Origin of the sequence: Methylobacterium terricola, assembly GCF_006151805.1 — a bacterium.
In the GTDB taxonomy this organism is placed as follows: domain Bacteria; phylum Pseudomonadota; class Alphaproteobacteria; order Rhizobiales; family Beijerinckiaceae; genus Methylobacterium; species Methylobacterium terricola.
On sequence record NZ_VDDA01000005.1, the window covers coordinates 388891 to 394929 of the forward strand.

Annotated in this window: 4 protein-coding genes; all 4 read right to left on the bottom strand. The window is 74.3% G+C overall.

From position 1 onward, the window contains the following. Positions 1–16: 16 nt before the first annotated feature. Genes FF100_RS15095 through FF100_RS15110 form a run of 4 tightly spaced genes read right to left on the bottom strand, consistent with a single transcriptional unit; the run spans position 17 to position 6034 of the window. On the bottom strand, positions 17–2170 hold the full coding sequence (locus FF100_RS15095) for a site-2 protease family protein (protein WP_139036507.1): 2154 nt from the start codon (positions 2168–2170) through the stop codon (positions 17–19). Then, the gene (locus FF100_RS15100; RefSeq protein WP_139036508.1) at positions 2167–3549 is read right to left on the bottom strand and encodes an efflux RND transporter periplasmic adaptor subunit; all 1383 of its coding nucleotides are present in this window, start codon (positions 3547–3549) and stop codon (positions 2167–2169) included. The genes FF100_RS15095 and FF100_RS15100 overlap by 4 nt, the downstream gene beginning before the upstream one ends. Next, on the bottom strand, positions 3546–4298 hold the full coding sequence (locus tag FF100_RS15105) for an efflux RND transporter periplasmic adaptor subunit (protein WP_139036509.1): 753 nt from the start codon (positions 4296–4298) through the stop codon (positions 3546–3548). Before FF100_RS15105 ends, FF100_RS15100 begins: the two co-directional genes overlap by 4 nt. Continuing rightward, entirely contained in the window at positions 4295–6034 is a 1740-nt protein-coding gene (locus FF100_RS15110; protein ID WP_139036510.1) for a TolC family protein, read from the bottom strand. Before FF100_RS15110 ends, FF100_RS15105 begins: the two co-directional genes overlap by 4 nt. Positions 6035–6039: the final 5 nt, after the last annotated feature.

Sequence of the window (6039 nt, forward strand, 5' to 3'; positions counted from 1 at the left end):
GTGCGCTCGGGAGCCTTCAGAAGCCGCTTTCGCGGATGAGCACCGCGGTCGCCGCGCGCCACCAGCGGCGGGCGAGGCTGCGCGGCTCGGTCGCGATGGCGACCTCGCCCCGGATCGTGCGGCGCCAGCGGTCAGGGGGCGTCTCCGCCCGGAGGCGGACGCGGTAGAGCGCCGTCAGCGGCTCATAGCGCCCATCCTTCTGGCGCGTGGGCAGCGGTCCGCCGAGGGGCTCGGCGAGGACGGCATCCGGCAGCGTGTGCCGGTCGCTCCGCTCGACCTCTTCCACGACGGCGTCGAGCGTCGGAACGTCCGCCTGGGCGGCATGGAACCGCGCCGCCGCGCCCTCGCGCAGCGCCGCGACGTCGCTCTCCGCGACGTAAGCCTGGAGGATCCACGTCTCAGGGGCGACGATCAGGCCGATGCCGTCGCTCTCCGAGAGCCAGCGGCCGGGCGTCAGGTGGTCGGCGAGTTGCCGGATCTCGCCCGCCATTCCGGCCCGGATCACGAGCCGCGCCTTGAGGTCCTGCTGCAGGGCGAGCTCGCGGCGGCTTGCCGCCAGGGTCTCGGTCAGGGCGCCGAGGCGGTCGGCGCTCGCCTGCTCGGTCGCACTCAGCGCGATCTCGCGCTGCGTCTCGGCGATCCGGGCCTGCGCGATGGCGATCTGGTCGTCGACCTCCGGCGCCTCAAGGGTGACCAGTGGATCGCCCTCGGCGACCCGGGCGCCCTCGGCCACGTGCAGCATCGCGATCCGGCCCGGGGCGGCCGGGAAGACGCGTAAGAAAGCCCCGGCGCGCAGGACCGCTGGCGCATCGACCCGCCCGTGCCACGGCAGGGCGATCGCGGCGAGCCCGGCCCCCAGAGCCGCGAGGGCGAGGAGACCCGGCCGGGTGAGGCGGGCGCGGCGGCGCAGGCGCCACCAGGTCCGGAGTTCCCGCATGACGGGGCGCACCACGAACCAGCCGATCTCGACGAGGAACAGGCCGATCCCGACGAGCTTGATGAAGAAGTGATAGACGACGAGGGCGATGGTCGTGAACAGGACGAGCCGGTAGAGCCAGACCGCCCAGGCATAGGCGGTCATCCAGGCGCGGACCCGGCCCGGCAGCGGCTCGGCGGCGGGATCCTCCATTCCGAACAGCGCCCGCCTCAAGCCCTGCACGGCCGCCGCGAAGGCCCGCGGCTGGAGGTTCGGCATGCCGACGGCGTCGGCCAGCAGGTAGTATCCGTCGAATCGCATGAAGGGGTTCAGGTTCACCGCAAGCGTCGAGGCCCAGCTCACCGTGGCGATCATCAGGGCCGCGTCGCGCACAGGACCGTCGGGCATGAGGCTCCACAGCAGCAGCGCCGCGACCGCGAGGACGAGTTCCGCCGCGATGCCGGCCGCGTCGATGGCGAGGAGCTGGCGCCGGTCGGTCAGGCGCCAGGCGTCGGTGGTCTCGGTGTAGAGGCGCGGCCAGAACACCACGAAGGCGACGCCCGCATTCGGCACGCGGATCCCGAGGTGCTTGGCCACCACCGCGTGGCCGAGCTCGTGCACGCATTTCGCCAGGACGATCGCCGCCATCAGCCAGGACAGGCTCTCGGGCGAGGCCATCGCGGCGACGCGGCCGGCGAGCACGTCCCATTGCCGCCCGGCGAGGTAGAGGCCGAGGCAGAAGGCGAGGAGCACGATGCCCGCGAAGGTCCGGGTGAACAGGGGCCGCGCCAGCGGAGCGAGCCGGGTCAGGGCCGCGTCGGGCCGCAGGAGCGGCAGCTTGAAGAACAGGTAGTGGTGCAGCAGCCAGGACCACGGCCCCGCGCGTCGCCGGGCGCGCTCGGCCGCGTAGAGCCGCCAGGCGCCGGGTGCCGCGGCCGAGACCAGGTGGTTTCCGTGCAGCGCGCGGGCCAGGGCCTCGACGTCGCCGGCCTCGACGTCGAGGCGCGTCTCCGCCCGCACCCGGTCGGCCAGCTCCTCGGCGGTGACGGCGTCCCAGCGGGCCAGGATCTCGAATTCGACCCAGCCGAGCCGGAAGTAGGTGTTGCGGACGGGATCGTGCAGCGTCCAGGTCGGCGCGCCGCTGCGCGCGCGCGGGCCCTCGACGACGTCGAGCTCCTGGCGCAGGCCGGGCAGGCGCGCCGGCGGGGCGCCCCCCGGCAGGCCCGCCCCGAGGTGAAGCGGGAGGGCGGTCACAGGCCGAGGATCCGGCGCATCGCGGCGAGCGGCCGCCGGAACACGAAGTAGAACAGCGAGACCCGCTCCCCGTAGAGCTTGGCCGTGCCCTTGAGCCCGAGGCGCGGCGGGTCCTGCGCGTCCGCGAGGTCGGCGCGGGCCCGATAGGACAGCACGTTGAGCGGCGACATCTCGGCGTCGTAGCCCGCCTGGACGAGGCGGGCCTCGACCGGCCGCAGCGGATCGACGTTCATGAACAGGCGGACCGGCGCCCCGGGCTCCAGGTCGACGGCGTCGTCGACCGGGATCCAGATCTGCAGGCGCGCCCTAGCCGGCGAGGCGACGGTCATCACCTTCTCGCCGACCTTGACCGGGCGGCCGCGCCACTCCTCCGGGTCGCCCATGATGGCGATGCCGTCGCGGGGCGCCCTGACCTCGGCGCGCCCCAGAAGCTCGCGGTAATAGTCGGTCTCGGCCTGCCGCAGGTCGACGCGCCGCTCCAGCACCGCCGCCTCGGTGCGGCTCTTGTCGGCCCCGAAGGCCTTCTGGCGGGCGCCGAGCAGCTCCGCCCGGGCGACCTCGAGCTGGCGGAGCGCGACCTCGTGCTTGCCGCGCAGCTCGGTATCGTCGAGGCGGAACAGCAGGTCGCCGGCGCGGATCTCGGCGCTCGGGGCCACCAGGATGCCGGCGACCACGCCGGTCGCCGGTGCGGCGACGACCGCGGCGTCCCGCGGCACGATCTCGGCCGGCGCCAGCACCGACTGGCGCACCGGCAGGAGCGAGAGGAGGCCGAGGGCGACGGTCGCCGCGAGGGTCGCCCGCAGGGTCGCGAGGTCGCGCCAGGACCGACCGGCCCGGCGGAAGACCGAGGCGGCGTGGGCGAGCGCCCCGGCGAGGTGCTCGGCCGCCGCGCGCTCCGTCTCCCCGAAGGACGCCTGCCGGAACAGGATCAGGCCGCCAAGGAGGCGGCCGTCCCGCCGCAGCGGCAGGATCAGCGCCTGATGCGGCAGGCCCGGCGGCCAGGCTTCCTCCGGCACGCTCAGCACCCCGTCGGGCCTTGGCCCCTGCCCCATCGGGACCGCGACCAGAGACGTCGCGTCGGTCTGCGACCGGTTCCTTGCCGGCACCTGTCCGGCGAGCCGCGCCAGCGCCCGCGCGAAGGGCGAGGCCTCGTCGATCTCCGCGACGGCCGAGACCGCCGCGAGGACCGGGCGGCGGCCGGCATAGAACAGGGCGGCGGTGTCGTAGGCCACCACGCGCTGGGTCTCGTTGACGGCCGCGAAGGCGAGGTCCTGCGCATTCCGCGCCGCCCGGAACGTCGCCTCGAGCTGGAGGGCGGCGGCGAGCCGCTGGGCGCGCCGGTCGCTCGTGAAGCTGTGGGGCGGCGGATGGCTGGTCATTGCGAGGCCGGCATGGTCGGAAAGGCGGCGGTGCCGCTCATCCCCGGCAGCAGGTCGCGGGCGTCCTCGATCCGCCCGAGCACCTCGATCGACTGGCTCGCCGGATCGACGCGGCCGGAGAGAGCCGCGACCGAGGCCCGGTAGCTGCGCCCGGTCTCGTCGACCCGGACCGTGAAGGCGTCGCCGACCTTGAGCCAGCGCAGCCAGGGCGACGGGACGATGGCGGTGAGGCGCAACGGACCGTCGCTGACGATCGACAGGATCGGCCGGTCGGCGGCCACCACCTCGTGGGCGTTGGCGTGCCGCTTGGCGACCCGCCCGGCGAAGGGCGCGCGCAGGACGCAGTGGCTCGCGGCGGTGCGGGCCTCGGCCAGCTCCCCCTCGGCCTTCTGGGCTTCCGCCCCGGCGAGCTCGACATCGAGGCCGCCGATCGCGCCGAGCTTGACGAGGCGCTGCTTCGAGGCGAGGCGGGCGAGCGCGCCCTTGTGGACCCCCATCGCCGCGCCGACCCGGGCCTCGCGCAGCGCGCAGTCGAACCGGGCCAGGATCTGGCCGGCCTCGAAGCGGTCGCCGAGATCGACCGCGATCCGCTCGAGGAGCAGCGGCCCGTCCGAGGTGAGCGTGGCCTCGCGGTCCGCCGCCAGCAGGGCCCGCACCTCCTGGGCACGGGCCGCCTGGACGGGGGTGCCGACGGCGCCGAGGAGCGCGAGCAGGAGCCACGGGGCGCGGGACAGGGCGCGGCGGCTCATTCGACCCTCGCGGCGTTGGCGCTGGCCTCGCGGCGGACATCGTCCCCCGCGGAGGGGACGGACGCGGCGCTGGCCTGCGGTGCGGTCTCGGACCCCGGCTCCGGCATGGTTTCGAGACGCGCCTCCGGCACGGGGCCGGCGCCCTTCGACGTTATGGAGCCCGTGGTGGCGACGCGGCGCGCCTCGCGCGCCTCCGTGATGTGCCGGGCGAGCGCGGCGGAGAGGCCGCGCTCGACGAACTCGCGCAGCGAGGCGGTCAGGGCCGGCAGGTCGCTGTCCTGGGCGCCCGGGAACACGTCGACCCCGAGGGAGGTCAGGACCGTGGCGTAGGCCTCCTGCAGCTCGGCGAAGGTGTAGTAGTAGTCGAGGGCCGCAAGCGCGTGGCCGGCCCGCGCCTCGATCAGGGAGGCCTCGCCGGCGGTCGTCGCCTCCTTGTTGGCGCGCACGTTCGTCAGCGCGTGGGTCTCGTTCTGGAGGATGCGCCGGGCGAGCTCGAAGTCGCGCAGCTTGGTGCCGTAGGCGCGCATCGCGAGGTGGACCTGCGTGACGACGGACAGCGTCATCGCCCGGCGCTGCGCCTCGATCAGCACCTGCTTGGTCTCGTTCTGCTGCAGGCGGGCCGGCAGGCTGATGAACTGGGTCAGCTGCAGCGACAGCCGCGCCCCGAGGTCGAACCAGTTGTTGTTGTAGAGGTAGCGGTTCGAATCGTAGGCGTGGCCCGAATCGATGCGCAGGCCCGGCAGGGTCGACAGGATCTCGATCTGGCGCTCGAGCCGGGCGATGCGCAGCTTGTAGTCGTGCTCGTAGAGCTCGGGCCGGGTCATCAGTGCGACGGTGCGCAGGGCCGCGAGGTCGCCCGGCAGCTGGGGCGGCCGCAGGCTCTCGCGGCCGCTCAGGTGCAGCGGCTGGGCCGGATCGACGCTGATCAGCGCCGCGAGCTCGGCGCGCGAGAGCGCCATCAGCTCCTGGCGCCGCTCGATCTCGCGCAGGGTGCGCAGCATCCGGCGCTCGAAGTCGAGGGCCGCCTCCGGCGTGAGATCGCCCCGCGCCTGGGCCTGGCGGGCGTTGCGGATCGCCGCGTTGGCCGCGTCGGCGATCGCCGGGAGCTGGGCGCCGATGCGCTCGGCCGCATAGGCGCGCCAGTAGGCCCGGCGGGTGTCGGCGAGGATCCGGGAGGTGGTCTTGCGCTCGACCTCCCGGGCGAGCCAGACGGCGTTGCCGTCCTGCTGCATCTTCACGTAGCTGACGCCGAAATCGAGCGTGCTCCACAGGACGCGCCCGTCGGCGACGCCGCGGTTGCGCTCGAGCGAGGTCGAGGGCTCGAGGGACTGGCGGCCGGTGAGCAGCGACTGGCTCGACGACCCGGCCTGGTTGCTGCGGCCGAGATAGCCGCCGCCGATGCTCGCATCGGGCAGGAGCTTGTATTTCGCGAGGTCGAACTCGCCCGAGGCGTAGAACTGCTCGACGAGGCGGATGCGCCGGTCGAGGTTGTATTTCAACGCCCGCGCCATCGCGTTGTAGAGATCGATCCGCCCCTCGACCGGGGCCTGGCTGGCGGTGATCGCGTCGAGGTCCCGGATCGCGACGTCGAGGCGCTCGCCCTCGGTCACCGGCTCCGGCATCACGCAGGCGCCGAGCGCGGTGAGGACGAGGGCCGTCGCGGCCGCGCGGACCGGCCTCGTCGGCCAGGCGCGTCCGCGACGGACAGGATTCCATCGGAGTGGGCGGCGGATCATGCGGG

Bases quoted from the DNA above. Each gene is read 5' to 3' on its own strand.
- FF100_RS15100 (WP_139036508.1), bottom strand. From the start codon at position 3,549: ATGACCAGCCATCCGCCGCCCCACAGCTTCACGAGCGACCGGCGCGCC.
- FF100_RS15105 (WP_139036509.1), bottom strand. From the start codon at position 4,298: ATGAGCCGCCGCGCCCTGTCCCGCGCCCCGTGGCTCCTGCTCGCGCTC.
- FF100_RS15110 (WP_139036510.1), bottom strand. From the start codon at position 6,034: ATGATCCGCCGCCCACTCCGATGGAATCCTGTCCGTCGCGGACGCGCC.